At 30.7% G+C, this 18,749-nt stretch carries 17 protein-coding genes, 1 pseudogene and 2 riboswitches; of the genes and pseudogenes, 14 read left to right on the plus strand and 4 right to left on the minus strand.

From position 1 onward, the window contains the following. Window positions 1-41: 41 nt before the first annotated feature. The 3 genes from ACREVU_RS06185 (at window position 42) to ACREVU_RS06195 (ending at window position 5,013) form a co-directional block, all read left to right on the plus strand. Window positions 42-1,760, plus strand: coding sequence for an AAA family ATPase (locus ACREVU_RS06185; protein WP_431550749.1), 1,719 nt, complete (start codon window positions 42-44; stop codon window positions 1,758-1,760). Window positions 1,761-1,812: 52 nt separating this feature from the next. Then, a complete protein-coding gene (locus ACREVU_RS06190; RefSeq protein ID WP_431550750.1) occupies window positions 1,813-3,696 on the plus strand; it encodes a TnsD family Tn7-like transposition protein in 1,884 nt (627 codons plus the stop codon). Between the two features lie 495 nt (window positions 3,697-4,191). Beyond that, a complete protein-coding gene (locus tag ACREVU_RS06195; protein WP_431550751.1) occupies window positions 4,192-5,013 on the plus strand; it encodes an undecaprenyl-diphosphate phosphatase in 822 nt (273 codons plus the stop codon). Window positions 5,014-5,064: 51 nt separating this feature from the next. On the opposite strand, the gene ACREVU_RS06200 is transcribed toward ACREVU_RS06195, so the two are convergent. Both ACREVU_RS06200 and ACREVU_RS06205 read right to left on the minus strand, forming a co-directional pair. Then, window positions 5,065-5,925, minus strand: coding sequence for a YitT family protein (locus ACREVU_RS06200; RefSeq protein ID WP_431550752.1), 861 nt, complete (start codon window positions 5,923-5,925; stop codon window positions 5,065-5,067). A 367-nt stretch (window positions 5,926-6,292) separates the two neighbouring features. Continuing rightward, window positions 6,293-7,513, minus strand: a complete 1,221-nt coding sequence (locus ACREVU_RS06205) for a sensor domain-containing diguanylate cyclase (RefSeq protein WP_431550753.1) — start codon at window positions 7,511-7,513, stop codon at window positions 6,293-6,295. A 227-nt stretch (window positions 7,514-7,740) separates the two neighbouring features. Between ACREVU_RS06205 and ACREVU_RS06210 the strand changes: the two genes are divergently transcribed. From ACREVU_RS06210 to ACREVU_RS06225, 4 genes are all read left to right on the plus strand, one after another. Next, window positions 7,741-7,914, plus strand: coding sequence for a GNAT family N-acetyltransferase (locus ACREVU_RS06210; protein WP_431550754.1), 174 nt, complete (start codon window positions 7,741-7,743; stop codon window positions 7,912-7,914). A gap of 129 nt (window positions 7,915-8,043) precedes the next feature. Beyond that, window positions 8,044-8,607 (plus strand): DNA topology modulation protein, encoded by a 564-nt coding sequence (locus ACREVU_RS06215; protein WP_431550755.1) that lies wholly within the window; start codon window positions 8,044-8,046, stop codon window positions 8,605-8,607. Between the two features lie 268 nt (window positions 8,608-8,875). Continuing rightward, the gene (locus ACREVU_RS06220; protein WP_431550756.1) at window positions 8,876-9,400 is read left to right on the plus strand and encodes an NUDIX domain-containing protein; all 525 of its coding nucleotides are present in this window, start codon (window positions 8,876-8,878) and stop codon (window positions 9,398-9,400) included. A gap of 56 nt (window positions 9,401-9,456) precedes the next feature. Continuing rightward, complete coding sequence (locus ACREVU_RS06225; protein ID WP_431550757.1) at window positions 9,457-10,062, plus strand: histidine phosphatase family protein; 606 nt, start codon at window positions 9,457-9,459, stop codon at window positions 10,060-10,062. A 25-nt stretch (window positions 10,063-10,087) separates the two neighbouring features. Here the strand turns inward: ACREVU_RS06225 and ACREVU_RS06230 are convergent, their stop codons facing one another. Beyond that, window positions 10,088-10,369 carry a hypothetical protein gene (locus tag ACREVU_RS06230; protein ID WP_431550758.1) on the minus strand — a complete coding sequence of 94 codons (282 nt, stop codon included), beginning with the start codon at window positions 10,367-10,369 and terminating at the stop codon, window positions 10,088-10,090. Between the two features lie 103 nt (window positions 10,370-10,472). Here ACREVU_RS06230 and ACREVU_RS06235 point away from each other — a divergent pair, with 103 nt between their 5' ends. The 7 genes and pseudogenes from ACREVU_RS06235 to rbr all read left to right on the plus strand — a co-directional run bounded on the left by ACREVU_RS06235 (window position 10,473) and on the right by rbr (window position 17,868). Further along, window positions 10,473-10,997: a GNAT family N-acetyltransferase gene (locus ACREVU_RS06235; RefSeq protein WP_431550759.1), complete on the plus strand. Its 525-nt coding sequence runs from the start codon at window positions 10,473-10,475 to the stop codon at window positions 10,995-10,997. A 276-nt stretch (window positions 10,998-11,273) separates the two neighbouring features. Continuing rightward, window positions 11,274-11,753 (plus strand): annotated as a pseudogene (locus ACREVU_RS06240) (GNAT family N-acetyltransferase); the annotation flags it as partial. Window positions 11,754-12,236: 483 nt separating this feature from the next. Continuing rightward, window positions 12,237-12,357: riboswitch (SAM riboswitch) on the plus strand. A 161-nt stretch (window positions 12,358-12,518) separates the two neighbouring features. Beyond that, window positions 12,519-12,623: riboswitch (SAM riboswitch) on the plus strand. Window positions 12,624-12,742: 119 nt separating this feature from the next. Next, window positions 12,743-13,711, plus strand: a complete 969-nt coding sequence (locus ACREVU_RS06250) for a methionine ABC transporter ATP-binding protein (protein WP_431550760.1) — start codon at window positions 12,743-12,745, stop codon at window positions 13,709-13,711. Then, entirely contained in the window at window positions 13,701-14,345 is a 645-nt protein-coding gene (locus ACREVU_RS06255) for a methionine ABC transporter permease (RefSeq protein WP_431550761.1), read from the plus strand. Before ACREVU_RS06250 ends, ACREVU_RS06255 begins: the two co-directional genes overlap by 11 nt. 71 nt (window positions 14,346-14,416) lie before the next feature. Continuing rightward, on the plus strand, window positions 14,417-15,232 hold the full coding sequence (locus tag ACREVU_RS06260; RefSeq protein ID WP_431550762.1) for a MetQ/NlpA family ABC transporter substrate-binding protein: 816 nt from the start codon (window positions 14,417-14,419) through the stop codon (window positions 15,230-15,232). Window positions 15,233-15,606: 374 nt separating this feature from the next. Next, on the plus strand, window positions 15,607-17,136 hold the full coding sequence (locus tag ACREVU_RS06265) for an alanine/glycine:cation symporter family protein (protein ID WP_431550763.1): 1,530 nt from the start codon (window positions 15,607-15,609) through the stop codon (window positions 17,134-17,136). 147 nt (window positions 17,137-17,283) lie between these two features. Next, entirely contained in the window at window positions 17,284-17,868 is a 585-nt protein-coding gene (gene rbr, locus ACREVU_RS06270) for a rubrerythrin (protein WP_431550764.1), read from the plus strand. A 96-nt stretch (window positions 17,869-17,964) separates the two neighbouring features. Here rbr and ACREVU_RS06275 read toward each other — a convergent pair whose 3' ends face one another. Continuing rightward, window positions 17,965-18,495 carry a DUF1003 domain-containing protein gene (locus ACREVU_RS06275; protein WP_431550765.1) on the minus strand — a complete coding sequence of 177 codons (531 nt, stop codon included), beginning with the start codon at window positions 18,493-18,495 and terminating at the stop codon, window positions 17,965-17,967. Window positions 18,496-18,749 lie beyond the last annotated feature (254 nt).

An 18,749-nucleotide genomic window follows, 5' to 3' on the forward strand; every position in this document is an offset into this window, starting at 1 on the left:
GGGAGAAATTGGGTTGAGGGTTGAAATGGGTGGGAGGGGTTGTGGGGAAAGGGTTGAGAGGGGTTGGAGTGGTGGGGGATTTGGGACAGACTCTGATGTTTGTTTACAGGGGGATTGAAAACAAAAAAGGGAGACTTAAGACAGTTGATAGAGATGTATTAAGGCTAAACATTCTTCCGAGAGGAAAAGCAAGTGTCTCAAGGGCAGGAATTAAATTTAAAGGATTGTCTTATAGCTCTGATAAAGCTATTAGTCAGCAATGGTTTATAAAGTCTACAGTTAGAAGTATTGAGATTGTGTATGATCCTAGAAATGTTAGTGAAATATATATTCCACATGATAATGGGCTAGGATATGAAGAGTGTTATTTATTAGAGGTAAGTAATCAATATAAGGACTGCATATTAGAAGAAATAATTTTTAATCAGGAATTCTTGGCTGAAGTAGCGGATGAAAAGGTTATCAATGAAAGAATGAGCCATATTAGGTCAACAGCAGATAGCCTATCTGTTATAGGAATTTCAGGTATTGGTAAAACTACAGCTATAGAAAGACTTTTATTAATGTATCCACAAATAATAAAACATAATGAATATGAAGGGCAGCATTTTAGTAGGAGTCAAATAGTATGGCTCAAGATAGACTGCCCTTACGATGGTAGTTTAGCAACTCTATGTAAAAGCTTTTTTAAAGCAATCGACGATTTATTGGGTACTAGATATTTAGAGAAGTTTGGTTATGCTAATAGAATAACTTCAACAATGATGCTTCACATGACAACATTAGCAGGTATGTACGGCATAGGGGTTCTAGTAATTGATGAAATGCAACATTTACTAAATGCTAAAAATGACATGGAAGGTATGCTTGATTTCTTTGTTACATTAAGTAATACGGTTGGTATTCCTACAGTATTAATAGGAACAAGTAAGGCTCAACAATTGTTTAAGGGGAATTTTAAGCAAGCAAGAAGAGCTGGAAGTGAAGGCTCCATAATGTGGGATAGAATGTTAAAAAACAGTGAAGAATGGAAGTTCTTTTTAGAAACTTTATGGGATTTCCAATGTTTACAGGAAGAAACTAAACTATCTAAGGAGATTAAAGAAGCATTTTATGATGAGTGCCAAGGTATTACGGCAGTTGCAGTTAATTTGTATATACTCGCTCAAGAAAGGGCATTAGCACAAGGAAAAGAGAAAATCTCTGTAGGTGTTATAAGAGATACAGCAAAAGAAGATTTATATATGATTCAACCAATGATCAAGGCCCTTAGAAACAATAATATTTTGGAAATAGTAAAGTATGAGGACATATCTATTAATCTAGATGATATAGCAATTAATTATAAAAGTGATATGGAGCTTAATGGAAGGGTTCGCGAAGTATTTAATGAAAGAAAAAAATCTATAGAATTAGTTAGAAGAAGTAAAGTGGAAAATCTTATATTTGATTTAAGATTGATGGATCTATTTGAAAATTTAGATGATGTAGAAATAAAAAAAATATGTGAAAGAGTTGTTAATGAATCCAGTGTCAATGAGGAATATAGTAGTTTAAAGATGGAAGCGCTAAAAAAGGCTTTGGAGCAAGAAGAAAAGAAAAAGCACAATAACAATAAAATCAAAAAAAATGAAACTAAAAATCAAGGGTTAATAACTTTATATGATAAAGCAAGGAAGGATAAAGTACATCCTTATGATGTATTGAAAAAGAATGGATATATTAAAGATCCAATTGAGGAATTTTTAAAAGTTGAATAAGGTTTGCATGGGAGATGGGAGTTTAAGAATTCGTAAGAAAGGGTGAGTGCTTATGATACATTTTTTTACTGATCCATATAAAGATGAATTTATTTATTCTGCTATTTCTAGGTATCACTTTTACAATGGGAATATAGATTTTAAGGATACTATAGAAGAATGCTTTGGAAAAAGAACAATCATATCGTCATTGGAGATAGGAAGTCCAATTGACGCATTAGCAAAGAATATAGGGGGGAATTATACATCAGAATATTTAATTAAAAACCATACTATTTTGCCTTACTATATTCCTTTTCTTCCAATAAAAAGACGAGCGGAAATCATTAAGGAAATTAAGTACGCCAATGGTAGTGGAATTTATCACAAAATAGGAATTATAGCAGGAAGTGTTTGTAGACGAGAGGGTATTTATTATTGCCCTATTTGTGCACAAAACGAGATTGAAATGAAAGGTGAGGCTTATATTCATAGAGAACATCAGCTGCAAGGAATTTATTTATGCACTCATCATGGGGAACTATTAAGGAAATATAAAATAATAAAAACTGATGTAAGTAGACTGGAATTTATTAGATTTGATAAGGATTTACTTGATTTAAGGAATGAGCCCAAAGATATTAATCATTATGAAAAAATGACAAAACTAGCAAGGGACGCGTACTATTTATTAGAAAATGATTTAATGGGTATAGATAAAAAAACTATTTTAAAAAAATATAAAAATCTTCTTTGTGAAAAAGGATTAACTACTTCAGGCAATAGAATAAAGCAAAGGGAGCTTTATGAAGCATTTATAAGTTTCTATGGTTTAGAATTTTTAGAAGTTATGGATTCTAGTATAGATAATGATGATGAATATAATTGGCTTAGGGTGATTACAAGAAATTTAAAAAGAACGGTGCATCCAATTCGACATTTGTTAATGATAAATTTTTTGTCCGGAAACATTGCTGAATTTTTTAATGATACAAAGAAGAATTATAAGCCCTTTGGCAAAGGTCCGTGGCCATGTTTAAATAAGGTAGCAGAGCATTACAGAAAGGACGTAGTAAGTGATTTAAAGGTAACAGATGATTATAAAACTAGGTTGCCAGTAGGCACTTTTACTTGTGATTGTGGCTTCGTATACTCTAGAAAAGGACCTGATAAAATAAATAGTGATAGATATAAAATAGGGAGAATAAAGAATTTTGGTTGGGTATGGGAGGATAAATTCAAAGCGTATTTAAAAGAAAAGAAATATGGGCTTAGAGAGTTAGCTAGGCTTATGGATTGTGATCCTAAGACTATATTAAAGTTTGATAATACATTAGGAACAAATAAGTACCGAAATAACAGTAGATACATAAATGACAAGGAATCTGAAGATGGAAATGATAAATTAAATGATTATAAAAGTTGTATATTAGCCAATATGGAAAATAATCCTGCGGCAAGCAGAACTGAAATCAGAAGTATTTGCAAAAAAGAATATATTTTTATCTATCGGAAGGATAAGGAGTGGCTTTATGACAAGCTCCCAATAAAAACGAAAAGTATTAATCATCATGTTCTAGTAGATTGGAATAAGAGGGATAATGAGCATCTATTTATTGTGAAAAATAAGTATCAAGAATTAATTGGTAATGATGAACCTATAAGAATAACAAGATCTAGTATTGGGAGAGAGATAGGAGTGCTAACGTCACTAGAAAAGAATATTGATAAGTTACCTAATACTGAAAAATATTTAAACGAAGTAATTGAGACTGTTGAAGAGTTTCAAATTAGAAGATGTAAAAGGATAATTAACAGTAAAATAGATAAAGGTGAACTAGCAAAGATATGGGAAATACAAAGGATTGGCGGAATTAGAAGTGAAGCATTTGAAAAAATAAAAGATGCGCTAGTGGAATATACTAATTTGCAAACCAGCAGTGATTATAAGAGATAGCCCGTCTAAAAATAGATAAAAATTAAAGACAAGACCCACCTTGCTGATTAGTTATTTTTTATTTATATCAGAATAATTAGGGGTTAAATCAATATTAAACAATTATTTTGATCAAACTTTATTATAAAAATAAAACGTTGGTTATTAATAACTTGCTTAATTTTGATCAATCTATATTATAAAAAAAACAAATAAACTTTACGGTAACAAGCCATTTGTAAGAGTTATTCTGATTAATCTTTATTATAAAGCTACAATAAGCACATAATTAATCGAAAATAGGCAAGCCTGATATGAGGGTAATAGATGAATTATTATTAATATAATTTATTTACCACTCTATTTTTTATTTAGCTATGTTAGACAATAAATTCTTAATCTAAAAACAACACATTTTTAATGTGATTTTAATCTTATCAATAGATAATGTAAAGCGTAAGAAGTTTATACAACGAGAGCCGAGTCTAACATCTAAAATAAAGGAGTGTTAATTATATGGATTTTAACGTTATATTAGTTTTAAAAGCTATAATAATAGCTATAGTAGAAGGGATAACAGAATTTATTCCTATATCATCTACGGGTCATATGATAATTGTGGGAAATGTTATAAATTTCAAAGGTGCTTTTGCTAACCAATTTGATGTAGTCATTCAGTTAGGAGCTATTCTTGCAATTATAGTTTTATATTGGAATAAAATATGGAGCTCAGTTGTGGAGCTTTTTAAGGGGAAACCCTCAGGTATAAAATTTTGGACTAATATTATTGTTGCATTTATACCGGCTGCAATCTTAGGATTTCTTTTTAATGATAAAATAGATCAATATCTATTTAATCCAACAACTGTAGCTTTTGCATTAGTAGTTGGTGGAATTATAATGATTTTCATAGAAAATAAGTTTAGGCATAAACATACAACAGAAACTATAGAGAAAATAAGTATTAAACAGGCATTTAAAATAGGTTGTTTTCAGTGCTTTGCATTATGGCCAGGTATGTCTAGGTCGGCATCAACCATAATGGGAGCTTGGGTTTGTGGTGTTTCAACAATTGCAGCTACTGAGTTTTCGTTTTTTTTAGCTATACCAACTATGCTTGGAGCTACAGCATTAACTTTATTCAAAAGCGGAATGAATTTTAATAATGGAGAAATTATTATTTTATTTATTGGGTTTGTAACAGCCTTCTTAGTGGCACTAATTGTGGTTGAAAAATTTATTTCATATTTAAAGAAAAAACCAATGAAGGTCTTCGCTATTTATAGGATAATTGTTGGTATAGCATTGCTAATTATAATTAAATTTGGTGCGATCTAACTATAAATGTGAATAGTTCGAATATAAATAGCAAACTAACTTTAGCATATATTATATTAAATCATTTACAAATCCCTTTCCTTTAACTTCAGAAGCATCAAGAAAGATCATAAAGGCAGTATCGTCTATTTCTTTAACAATTAATTTTAACTCTGGAATTTGATGGAGTGATACAGTGCAAAACAATATTCTTTCTTGTTTGCCAGTATATGCACCTTCTCCATATAAAAAGGTAACCCCTCTATGCATCTTATGCAAGATTCCACTACAAATTTCTTTTTCTTTTTTTGTGATAATAAGAACTAATTTTTGTTTGCTTAATCCATTTATTATTCTATCAGTAACTTCAGCCGTTATAAACATAGCAGCTATAGTATATAAAGCACTGGTTATTCCGAAAAAGAAAGTGGCAATACAAACAATTACTATATTAATAGAAAATGATATTCGTCCTATGTTAAAGTTATCATATTTAACTTTTATTAAAGCAGAAATAATATTGAGGCCGCCTGCGGAACCATGATTGCTGAATACTATTCCTATTCCTATTCCATTTAAAACGCCGCCGTATAAACATAAAAGTAATATATCATCTGTGTTAATAAGCCCTTTTAATGGAGCTGTTAAAATTAAGGATAGTGAAAATGAGATTGTACCTATGAGTGTATAAATAGTAAATCGTTTGTTTAGACATTTATAGCTTAAAATTAGTAAGGGGATATTTATTAACAGTATGGAATATCCAGCAGGAAATTGAAATAAATATTGGATAATTAAAGATATACCAGAAGCACCACCACTTAAAAGTTTAGCTTTGGATATAAATAAATTAATTGCTAATGAAGATATTAAACTTCCCACTAGTATTGAAAAAATATTTTTAACGATGGCTTTATTTATATTTTTAAACATACTGTTTCCTCCTTCTAATTAAAGGCATACCATAGACACTTTCATTAGTCTTTTATTATTTACTTAACAATCACAAAAATTCATTAACATCAATTTTTTCTTGCAGTGTGTTACAAATTTGTGCGGAAACCCCACTCATTATGGTGTGGTATGGATAGCATTTGCAGATAATCAATGCAAGTAGTATAAACAGTACTAAGTTTATAATAACATTTATAGCATACAAAAATAAGACTATAATGACTAATAATTTGTATATTGTCAAAGAAATATGAGAATAATATTATTAATACCTATTGTATTGGTGAAAATATTAGGGGGGGGGAAGTGCCACCCACATGGCAAGTGGAAAGTTCAAAATGTAATCTTAAGAGTTAGCTGTTTCAATATGAAAATGATTAGAACTACCTGGCTTTTTTCGTTGTTTATCTTTATACATGTTCTTATCAGCAGTATTAATAAGTTGCCTTGTTACTCCTATGGAGGTTTCTGAAAAAGAATATCCTATAGAAACTTCTACTTTATGCTTAGGGTTAAGTTTGTTTTGTTGTTTTATTGATTTACATATCAATAAGAATAATAGCTTTACTTTGCTAAGAGATGTACCTTTAATGATTACGACAAACTCGTCGCCACCTGATCTACAGATAACTGAGTTATCAGTAAAGCTGTTTTTTAATATATTAAAAGCATTTATTATTAATTCATCTCCAAACTCATGCCCAATATTATCATTAGTGATTTTTAAATTATCCAAATCACAAAATATAATACCTACGGCAAGGTCTTTCTCAGTATCCAAAATTTGTACTTCCTTTTCAAGATAATGTCTATTATATGCTCCAGTTAAACCATCAAAATAACTTAATCGTTCCATCTTTGCCTCTAGCTGCTTTTTATCCGTAACATCACGACTAAACCATTCTTGTGCAACCAGTACATCATTTTCATCATATATAGGAGTGCAATAATCATCCAGCCAAACATAATGTCCATCTTTATGATGAAACCTGCAAGAAATTGGTTTAGAAAAATCAAGGTCATTATTCATTTTTCTTATAAGAATATCATAGTCATCAGGATGAACAATATTAAATACAAGTGTTGGATCAATTAAGTTTTCCGAGGCACTATACCCTAAGATTTCGTTTACAGACTGGCTTAAATATGTAAATTTAAAGCTAGGAATTAATTCTACTCTATATATAATATCTCTCGAGCGTTCAAACATTTGGCTTATTATATTTTCATGATTATCAAATTTAAGGTAGAAAGAAATATTTATTAATGACAGCCTATAGCCAATTACATTATTGCCTTTATCCATTATTGGAGAACCTGCTAAATCAACTGGAATAAGTTTATTATTTTTTGTTATAACTGAGGATTTTAGGTTTGCTACAAAAATAGAATTTTTCGGAGTGAAAGTTAGAATATATTGGATATTTTTATTTAATAAGTCATGCTTATTGTAACCTAGCAGGTTAGAACAATTTTCGCTGATAAATGTTATTAAATTATTGTCATCAATCTCAATATACACTTCTCTTAAAAAATTAACTACATTATTATTATGATCATAGCCCATTTAAATTCTCCTTCGTATAATTGCTAAAATATTCATTTATTGTTGTTATTATAATATTACCTGTTTATTATATAGCATTTGAAAAATATAGTACATGTTATTGAGCTAAGTTACAAATAAAATGAGAGAAATTACAAAAAATAATAGATGGTTAAGATGTAAAATATGGTACAATATTGAATATAATAGTGGTTGCGATTGAGAACGTTAAATTTTTATTTTAATATGTGGAAAGCGGTATAATAAAAAATATAAATCTTGGTGTTAAGGCAAGTAATATTAATGCAATTAGAATGTATGAAAAATTTGGATTTGAAAAGGTGGGAGTTCATAAGGATAACTTCAATATAAATGGTAAATTTTATGATGAAATACTTATGGACTTATATATCAATAGATAACAAGATTTTTAAATAACATTAATAATAAAGAAAAAATAGGAATGTGCTAAAGCAGCAGCTGGAGGGATTATAATTAAAACAGAAAGTGGGATTATTTAGTTACTTATAATGAGAATAATGGGGGCATATATGACTAATATAGGTAAAAGAATAATGGTAGTAGGTTCACCAGGGAGTGGTAAGAGTACATTTTCAAGAAAACTTGCCGAGATAACGGGCCTCCCGCTTATTCATCTTGATAAAGAATTTTGGAATAATGGCTGGATTGAAACCCCAAGGGAAGAATGGGTAAAAAAACAAAAGTGTTTAATATCGGGATATGAATGGATAGTAGACGGTAATTATGGTGGGACCATGGATATTCGCCTTGAAAAAGCTGACACAGTAATTTGTTTTAAATTAAGTAGGGCGGTATGTTTGCAGAGCTATTTTAAAAGGGTTATAACAAATATAGGTAAGGTAAGGCCAGATATGCCAGCTGGCTGTCCTGAATGGTTTGACTTTGAATTTATGAAATATATTTGGAACTTTCCTAAGAAATCAGGACAGGCAAATATTAATAGACTTGAAAAAATTGAGGGCAAACAAATAATAGTGTTTAAAAATAGAAGAGAAGTAAATCGGTTTATTATAGAACTTTCTAATGTGAAAAGTAAAGGAAGAAGGTTTCTTTTTAAAGTAATGAAATACTAAGAATGAGTGAGATATCAAGAGCAATTTATAATATAGAGAGGAAGGTTATATTTATAGTTATCTGAATTAATTATAAAAGTATTTTATCATCAATACCCGAGGAAAAAAGAGAGCAGATACTTAGAGGTAACAATTAGTTATAGATGCAGAAAAGCAAAATAAATGTTGTTAATTGGAACATAAAGTGTGCTAAAATAGGGGATATAAAGTAGAAAAATTATTAGGTGAGTATACAAATAAAACAAATTGGAATAGGGGGCAAAATATAATGGACTTAATAAAAGAAATATATGAAAAGGATATTGGTTATAATTATGAAAATATAAATATTAATTATAAGCTCAGGAAGGCATCAAGAGCAATTGTACTAAATGATTCACAGAAAATAGCCTTATTATTTGTATCAAAGAATAACTATCACAAGCTTCCAGGTGGTGGCATTGAAGCGGGTGAGGATATTGAAACCGCTTTAAATCGAGAGGTTATGGAAGAAGCTGGAGTTAAGATTGATGTGTTGGGCGAAATTGGTACAATAATAGAATATAGAAATAAACATAATTTATTGCAAATATCATACTGTTATTATTCTGAGGTAAAAGGAGATATAAAAGAGCCATCCTTCACAGATGAGGAAAAAAATAGTGGGTTTCAATTAAAATGGGTTGCGCTGGAGGAAGCTATTTCTATTCTTGAAAATGATACACCAGATAATTATCTTGGAAAATTTATTCAGACAAGAGACTTATTGTTTCTAAAGAGAGCGGATTGTTTTTTAAACGATACTAATATCTAATAATTATTAGATAGTCAATCAATATTATTTTATGAAAGTCAGGGGATGGATTAAAGTTGAAGATATACGTAACAAGACATGGGGCAACACAATGGAATAGTGAAGGAAGAATGCAGGGTTGGCAAAATTCTGATTTGACACAAATAGGTATTGATAACGCAAAAAAGTTAGGTGAGAGTTTGCAAGATATAGACTTCGATTATATTTATAGTAGCCCGTTAGGTCGAGCTTATGATACAGCAAAATACATTAGAGGGAATAAAAATACAGAAATAATTAAAGTTGAAGATCTGAAAGAAATGGGATTTGGTATATGGGAAGGCATGGATAATGAAAAAGTAAAAGAATTATATCCAACCCAGCAGTTTAATTTTTGGAAAAAACCTCACTTGTATCAATCTATAGACGGAGAAAGTTTCGATGAATTAATTCACAGGGTAAGGAATGTCTTGTATGATATTATAAATAATACTACTGGCGAAAACGTCTTAATAGTAACTCACACAGCTGTAATAAAGGCAATATATTCAATAATTAAAAATTATTCTATTGAGGATTTTTGGAGTAAACCATTTATGTATGATACATGTCTAACAGTACTGGAAGTTGGAGATAAGAAAATTGAAATAATTTTAGAGGCTGATATTTCTCATTTGGATTAGACTACATTGATCAAATTTGGTCAAATCACAAAAAATCTATTATTATAGGTAAATTAACATTTGGCATAGGCAGTAATTTTACCTTTGAGGTGCCATATTTTGAGGATGTTCGAACACCTTGGTCGGAAGCATCTTTTTTACTATTTGGAATACATGATTTCTCAGCCGATTTAATAAATAATCTGGGCTTATCTTCAATATTATTATTATTATTACTATTATTATTAGTTAATTTTATAGATATTAAGGTGATGAAACTAATAAAAAGCATAAATGCAATGTATCTACCAAAATGTTTTAATTTCAAAACAATCACTCCTTTTAATTAATAATCTATTTATTTTTACAAGGAAAGATACTACAATATAAAAAGTAATATTTGTTAATCTTATGAATCAGGAGGATAAATTATGTTAATAAGAAAACTTATAGAGGTAGATGCAAAACAATTTTGGGCTTTAAGACTAAGGGGACTTCGGGAAGAACCCCAGGCTTTTGGGGCATCCTATGAAGAAGAACTTAATACACCCATTGATAACTTGATTTCTCGGTTTAATAGTGAGATTATACTTCCTTCAGAAGAAAACTTTATAGTGGGGGCATTTAACGAGAATGATGATATGGTTGGTGTGGTGGGTTTTCGCAGAGGAACAAGGATTAAATTAAAACATAAATCCAATATATGGGGGATGTATGTAGTGCCTGAATTTCGTCAAATGGGTATTGGCAAATTGTTACTATCTGAATTATTAAATAGTGCAAAGAACAGAGATGGTTTAGAGCAAATAAATTTAGAAATTGTAAGTAGTAACTTTAGTGCTATGCGATTATATGATTCATTTGGTTTTAAAACCTATGGAGTAGAAAAGAATGCATTGAAAATTGGCGAAGAATATTTTGATGATGAGCTTATGATGCTTTTTATAAATAAATAGAATGAAAAAAGGTGTATCAAAATGATTTAATTAATCATTCTGAGACACCTTCTTTTTACATCTTTTGTACTTGTCTCATTTACTTAATAGATATTTTGACAAAAAATGTTTTATTATATACATTTTTATATAATAAAAACTAATAATATAGAAAAAATATAATATTATACAAATATATTTAAACATATGGTGAATTAATATAGAGCAAGGAACTGACAGGTTTTAAATTGATAATAAATTTAGTCACAAAATCAGTACTATTATAGGGGGAGAGTAATGGAATATAAAATTGAAAAAATGATGGATTTACACTGGAATCAGGTAGCAAATATTTATTTGGAAGGTATTAAAACGGGAATAGCAACATTTCAAAGTGAAGTACCTACTTATGAAGACTGGAACAATGGTCATATAAGTTCATGTAGGTTAGTTGCTTGCATTGGTGATAAGGTACTAGGATGGGCAGCTCTTAGTCCAACCTCAAGTAGGTGTGTTTATAAAGGGGTAGCGGAAGTAAGTATTTATATTGGTGAAAAATATAAGGGACAAGGAATAGGAAAGGCTCTTTTGACAGAATTAATTAAAGTATCAGAAAAGAATGGTTTTTGGACCTTACAGTCTGGAATTATTAGATCCAATGTTTCCAGCATAGATTTGCACAAAAAGTGTGGATTCAGAGAGGTTGGCATAAGAGAAAAGGTCGCTAAAATGAATAATGGAAATTGGCTAGATCTAATTTTAATGGAAAAGAGAAGTGCCACCCACGTGGCAAGTGGCAAGTTGGACAAGAAGATGCCATCTAAGATTCCAGAAATTTCAAATGAAGTTCAAGATTTATCAATATCACAAATGCTTCAAATGTCCGAGAAATTATGGGAAATACACAAAGACACTTGGAGTCCAATGGAGCCAGAGCATGGCAAAATTTCTATACTTTATATGATTGAGGAAATTGGAGAAGCAATTGCAATAATAAAAAAGAAATCAGAAGATGAAATTATGAATGACCCTAGTGTAAGAGAAAGGTTTGTTGAAGAATTAGGGGACGTATTAATGTATTATTCAGATACTTTAAACAGATTTAAAATTACTCCAAAAGAATTTTCAAGTACATATGTTAAAAAATTTGAGAGTAATATGAAGAGAGATTATGAAGCACAGTATAAGGAAAAATAAAAAAACACTTTACATCTAATTCATTTAGTGGTAACATAAATATTAATTTAATAAATCAATTAATTCTCATCAAGAGAGGTAGAGGGACTGGCCCTATGACACCTCGGCAACCGTCAGATTTCATTAGTCTGAAAAGGTGCTAATTCCTGCGCTAAGTTCCTTAGAACTTAGCGGAAGATGAGAGAGGTGCCTTTGAATATTTATACCTCTTTCATCATTTTATTTTGATGGAAGGGGTTTTTTGTTTTTAAACATATTTATGAAGTTGGTAATATCCAACTTCTAAGATGATGGAAATTTATGAAATTTATGGTTTTAGATAAATTAAAAGTAAAATTGAATATTCTCTTATCAAGAGAGGCGGAGGGACTGGCCCTATGAAACCCGACAACCAGTATCATATTTATGATACATGGTGTTAAATCCTGCAGTAATGCTGCGAGATAAGAATAAGTTTGGCGATAGAGCTCAAGTTTATTCTTGAGTTCTATTTTTTTAGGCAAAAGCTTGTTAAGGGTAATAAATGAGTTGTAACACAAGTTATAGATTATAAAAGGAGAAGAAATATTATGATTAAAGTTTGCGATGTAAGTAAAAGTTTTTCAGAAGGAAAGGTATTAAATGGTGTCTCTTTTACAGTGAATGAGGGTGATGTTTATGGAGTTATAGGTCATAGTGGTGCTGGTAAATCTACTTTGCTTAGATGTTTCAATGGTCTTGAATCCTATGATACAGGTACTATTAATATAATGGGAAAAGAAGTAAAGCAGCTTAGCTCCAAAGAACTAAGAGAATTTAGAAAAAATGTGGGTATTATATTTCAAAGTTTTAATCTAATTAATAGAAAAAATGTTTTTGAAAATATAGCATTTCCACTAGAAGTATGGGGCAATGACAAGAATTTTATTAAAAAAACAGTGGATAGCTTAATAGATTTAGTAGGTCTTAAAGATAAAGCAAATAGCAATGTGCAACAACTAAGTGGAGGTCAGAAGCAAAGAGTTGGAATTGCTAGAGCTTTGGCGCTTAACCCTAAAATTTTACTTTGTGATGAAGCTACCTCGGCGTTGGATCCTAACACCACTAAATCCATATTGGAGCTTTTAAAAGATATTAATAATAAATTTAATATAACAATCATTGTAGTTACTCACCAAATGGAGGTAATAAAAGAGATTTGCAATAAATTTATTCTTTTAGAGGGAGGAGAGATCAAAAGCAGTGGGATTACTGATGAATTGTTTATTAGGCCAACCAAAGAAATGAAAACACTTATTGGTGAGGATGAATTATTACCTGGCACGGGCTATAATATTAAGATATTTTTCCCGAAGGAAATTAGTAAGAGTTGCATAATAACTTCAATAGCCAGGGAGTTAGATATAGATTTTTCAATAGTGTGGGGGAGGCTTGAAAAATTCAGAGATAACGTAATGGGTAGTCTAATAATAAATGCAAGTGAAGAAAATAAGGAAAAAATATTAAACTATTTAGATGAAAAATCTATAGATTGGGAGATGATTATAAATGATATTTAAAGATGTTTTACTACCTGCGCTAATAGATACTATATATATGGTAGCAGTATCCACAATTTTTACATTAATTTTAGGATTTATAGCAGCAGTGGGACTTGTTATAAGTAGCCCTAAAGGACTAGAACCAAATGCTATTATTTATAAAACTTTAAATTTTATTATAAATGTACTTAGGTCTTTTCCCTTTATTATATTAATGATATCTATATTTCCTTTAACAAAGATTATTGCTGGAACAACCATAGGGACTAACGCAGCTATAGTTCCATTAACACTTGGAGCGGCTCCTTTTGCTGCAAGAATAATAGAATCCGCACTACTGGAAGTAGATTGTGGAATTATTGAAGCGGCAAAATCTGTTGGTGCCAAAACTCATCAAATTATATTTAGGGTTATGTTAAAAGAAGCAATGCCATCCATAGTTCTTGGAATTACATTAACTGTAATAAATATTATAGGTTACTCAGCTATGGCTGGCACCGTAGGAGGAGGAGGGCTTGGAGATGTGGCAGTGAAATATGGATATTATAGATTTAAAACAGATATCATGATATACACAGTAATTATATTAATTGCAGTGGTGCAAATAATTCAAGCCTCAGGAAACTTAGTTTACAGAAAAATGATTAGATAGATTTGAAAGATTGTGGGGGATAACAATTAATAATTGTAATCTACCCCAGAGGAATACAAGGGGGAATTAAAATGAAAAAAATATTAAGCATATTATTAACAATTGTTGTGATTTTAACAGTAAGTGGTTGTGGTTCGAAAAAAGAAGTGGCTCGAGTTGCCAAGGTTGCCGCTGAGAAAAAAATAATTAAAGTCGGTGCTTCACCAGTACCTCATAGCGAAATATTAGGAGTGGTAAAGCCACTGCTAGCAAAGGAAGGTTATACTCTTGAAATAATAGAATTCAATGATTATGTAACACCTAACACTGCTTTAGCAGAAGGACAAATAGATGCAAATTTCTTTCAACATATACCATATTTACAATCATTCAGTAAAGAAAGAAATTTAGATCTGGATTATACTGTAAAAGTTCAAATTGAACCTATGGGTCTGTACTCTAGTAAATACAAAAAACTTAGTGAAATAAAAAGTGGAGCCGAAATAGCTATTCCAAACGATGCTACAAATGGAGCAAGAGCACTCAGAGTGCTTGAAAAGGCAGGGCTTCTAAAATTAAAGAGTGGAGAGCTTATTTCTAAACTCGATATTACAGAAAATCCAAAGAAACTTAAAATAACTGAAATAGATGCACCTCAACTTCCAAGAGTTTTGAATGAGGTGGATGCAGCAGTTATAAATTCAAACTTTGCCATAGAAGCTAAATTAAATCTAAAGGATGCACTAGCTTTTGAAGCAAAAGATTCACCTTATGCTAATGTGCTGGCTGTTAGAAAAGAAGATAAAAACAAAGATTATATACAGGCATTATCAAAATCATTAAATTCCCCAGAAGTTAAAAAGTTTATTGAAGATAAATATAAAGGTGCTATAATTCCTGCATTTTAGCTGTCACCTTATAGATATAAGGTGAACCCATATGGCAAGAGGCAAGGGACGAAGAAGAATGTAGATTATTAAAACCTACATTCTTCTTTTTTATTCTATAATAATGCATAAAATTCAAAGGCTGTTCATATCTTTTGTCTTTTTATAAACTTATTCTCTATGCTATTGGTGTATAATTATACAAAGCTTTTAAATTTTTTTAAACAATAGGGTATATTAGAGGAATTTAATATCTGATTTGATGTATCTACATAAATTGTAAAACAACAACGAGGAGGAATTTATATCTTACAAAAGGGAAATAACAATTATATTTTATATTTTTGGGAGTTTAAAGTCAAAACAGACAATTTTTGTAGTAGGGGGGTTGAAAAATGAATGTATTATTTGAAGCAATAAATAAATTTTTTGATTTCATAGTACCTATTGCAGATTTTTTATGGGAATTTCCAACCAACATTGAGTGGTATGCAAACATTCCTGTTTTAGGTGGATTTGCTCTTGCGGTTATTTTACTTTTAGGAACTGGAATTTATCTTACATTTAAAACTGGATTTGTTCAAGTTATGGCATTTAAAAAAGGAATCAAAATTCTTGCTGAAAAGAAGACCTCGGATACTGGAATTAGCCCCTTAGCTTCATTTTTATTAAGTTCTGCTATGAGAGTAGGGCCGGGTAATATTATGGGGGTAACAGGAGCAATATCTGTTGGTGGCCCAGGTGCACTGTTTTGGATGTGGGTTTCAGCATTCTTTGGAATGTCCACAGCCTTTATTGAATCAACACTTGCACAGATTTTTAAAGAGAAAAATGGAAAAGAGTACGTGGGAGGTCTTCCCTTTTATGGACAAAAGATTTTAGGTAATAAACGGTGGGTAGGTGTGCTATTATCATCATTTTTTATAATATATGCATTGTTTGTTATACCATCTCAAGCATTCCATTTATTTACAAGTTTTGGTTCAATAGCTAACACTATAACTGGTAAATCTTTTGGACGTCAATCTGCTGTATATTATGGGATAGCTATAGTATTAATAATTACCGTGCTTTTAACTGTAATAGGGGGAATTAAAAGAGTTACGGCGGTTACGGATGTATTAGTACCTATTATGGCAGTTATCTATACAATAATAATTTTTTTAATAATAATAGTTAACTTAGATAAAGTTCCATACTTCTTTAAAGAAGTGTTTGGTGGAGCTTTTAAGCCTAATGCAATATTTGGTGGGGCATTTGGTGTGGCACTAGCTCAAGGAATTAAGCGAGGGCTTATGTCTAATGAAGCTGGTCAAGGTACAATTACAATGGCAGCAGCTACAGCGGAGAATAAGCATCCTGCAGAACAAGGATTTGTACAAGCACTAGGAGTTTTTCTTGATACAATGATAATATGTAGTATGACTGGTTTTCTTATTGTTATGGCACATGTTTGGACAGGCACTGCTGGAGTTGCGTGGAATAGTATACAAGCTTCTAAACTCACAGTTTACTTATCCTCAGTGCAATACTTAGTCCCTGGTACTTTTTTAGATGGAACAGTTACAGTTATTGTTTCACTATGTTATGGAATGTTTGCATTTACAACACTACTGGGTTTAATATTGTTTGCAGAAGTCTCAGCAAATTTAATCTCCAGAAATAAAAAATTCATCATGAGCATACGTTTGGTTGGTGCATTATTCTTTGTACCATTTGGTGCACTAACAGTTCTTGCAGGATTGGAACTTAAAAACTTATGGTACATAGGTGACTTTGTAAATATAGTTTTAGTTTATGTAAATGTACCGATTATATTAATTGGATCTAACATTGCTTTAAAAGCATTGAAAAATTATAAGAAAACTGATGGATCTATGTTTAAGTCAAAGTCTATTGGTGTTGAGAGTGAGTTTTGGAAATAAGGTGAACCAATCTTATTCATATGGTGAGAACTCAACAAATTATTAATTTTCTGATAATAAGAACATTTAAAAGAGGAAAATTATAGTTTTTAGAGAATACTTTAATGTATAATTCTTTTCTCTTTGAGAAAAAATAGGAGGTATTTTATGAAAATGTTAAAAGGTACAAAAACTGCTGAAAATCTTATGAAATCATTTGCTGGTGAATCACAGGCTAGAAATAGATACACTTATTATGCGTCTGTAGCTAAAAAAGAGGGATATGTACAAATATCTAACATATTTACAGAAACTGCAGGCAATGAGAAAGAGCATGCTGAAAGATTTTTTAAATTTTTAAGCACAAGTTTAAATGGAGAAGTGGTAGAAATTAATGCGACTTATCCTGTAGGCCTATCAGATACAAAAGCAAATTTATTATGGGCAGCAAATGGAGAAAAAGAAGAGTGGTCAGAACTTTATCCAGAATTTGCAAAAGTAGCAGAAGCAGAAGGTTTTACTGATATTGCTTTTGTTTATAGAAAGATCGCTGAGGTTGAAAAACATCATGACGAGAGATATAGACGATTATTAAGCAATGTAGAAAATAATACAGTATTCAAAAAAGAAAAAGCAGTTAACTGGAAATGTAGCAACTGTGGTTATATTTTTGAGGGAAAAAGTGCTCCAGAAATATGTCCCGCTTGTGCACATCCAAAAGCATATTTTGAAGTGTTATCTGAAAATTATTAAATAAAGCAGATGGAAAATGGATTAATGAGTCCAATTAGTGCTATCCATGTGGTAAGCGGCGAGTTTTTAACTTGTCACTTGTCACATGGGTGGCATTTATTTTTGTAAACTATCAATATATTTTACCATTTTAGATTGATTGTCCACCAGTATTTTTTGATTCTCAATTAATATATCAATTTTTTTATGTAAATCTTGAATAATTAATTCTGATTTAAGATTAACTTTATAATCATTAGTTGATTTTATTCTATCTTTATCTTCCTGTCTATTTTGACTCATCATTATTACAGGAGCTTGTATAGCTGCAGTACAAGATAACACTAGATTAAGAAGTATAAATGGAAATGGGTCAAATAAATTTTTGAAAATAGTATTAAATATTATCCATATTGCAATAATTGATAATGCAATTATTATAAAACTCCAGCTTCCTACCGATGCAGCTATTTTGTCTGCCATTTTATTTCCAAAAGTAAGAGTCTGTGCATGAGTTACCAAGTTATTTTTGGATATCTTATTGTCTATTAATTCATGTAATAAATCCTCTTCAATATCATTAAAAACCTCACCTTTTTCTAATATTTCGTTTACAATTTTTTCAGTATCTACTATTTTATTTGCCAAAATAAGGACCCCCTAATAAACTATTAAAAATATTATACACTACTTTCCATATTTTACATAGACTATTTAATTCTCTAGTCAAGAATAAATTAGGTTTGTCCAAAATGCCACGTGAATGGCACTTTATTTGTGCGCCCGGCATGGGCGCAATCTAATGGGTGAAAGTCCCTAGCACGGGTTAATAGTGCCAAGTGCATAGCTTAAGACAAGGGTGTCCATCGCGAGACGGAATCTGAAGGAAGTCGGCGGCCAAG

The organism is Clostridium sp., assembly GCF_050717535.1.
Lineage (GTDB): Bacteria > Bacillota > Clostridia > Clostridiales > Clostridiaceae > Clostridium_AD.